The organism is Pseudomonas sp. EA_65y_Pfl1_P113, from assembly GCF_963970525.1.
In the GTDB taxonomy this organism is placed as follows: domain Bacteria; phylum Pseudomonadota; class Gammaproteobacteria; order Pseudomonadales; family Pseudomonadaceae; genus Aquipseudomonas; species Aquipseudomonas tritici.
The window spans coordinates 1-578 of record NZ_CAXAQM010000267.1; the positions used below are offsets into that span (position 1 = coordinate 1).

At 67.1% G+C, this 578-nt stretch carries 1 protein-coding gene; it reads right to left on the reverse strand.

Going from position 1 to position 578, the window contains the following annotated elements; genetic code table 11:
• Positions 1–578 (reverse strand): molybdopterin-dependent oxidoreductase (locus tag AACY52_RS29515; RefSeq protein WP_339561253.1); only part of this gene is annotated, 578 nt, incomplete at both ends.

The window sequence follows — 578 nt, forward strand, 5'->3', positions numbered from 1 at the left end:
TTGACGTAGATCGCGGACTTCTCGGTGTAGGCGGCGGCCGGCAGGATCACGTCGGCCCGATGCGCGCCGCGGTCACCATGGGTGCCGATATAGACGACGAACGTGCCGTCCGGCACCTTGATCTCGTCGGCACCGAGCAGGAACAGAAGGTCGAGCGTTCCGAAGGTCGTCATCTGGGCCGCGTTGAGCCCGCCCTGCCCGGCCGTGAAGCCGATGTCGAGCGCGCCGACGCGGGAGGCGCTCTCATGCAGCACGCCGAAACCGTTCCAGCCGTCCTTGACCACGCCAAGGCTCTTGGCCGCCTGACCGATAAGGTTCAGCACCGCCGCGCCGTCGTTGCGGGCCAGTGCCCCCTGCCCCACCAGGAACATGGGGCGCTCCTTGGCGAGGGGCTTGTGATCCACGAACTGGCGGATCGCATTGGGGCCGGCGCCCAGATAATTGTAGCGATAGGTCAGATCGGCCTGCGCGCCGATGACGCCCACCAGAAGCTTGCCCGTCAGCCAGCGCTTGCGGATGCGGGCGTTCAGCACCGGGGCTTCCAGGCGCGGGTTCGAGCCGATGATCATTAGCGCGTC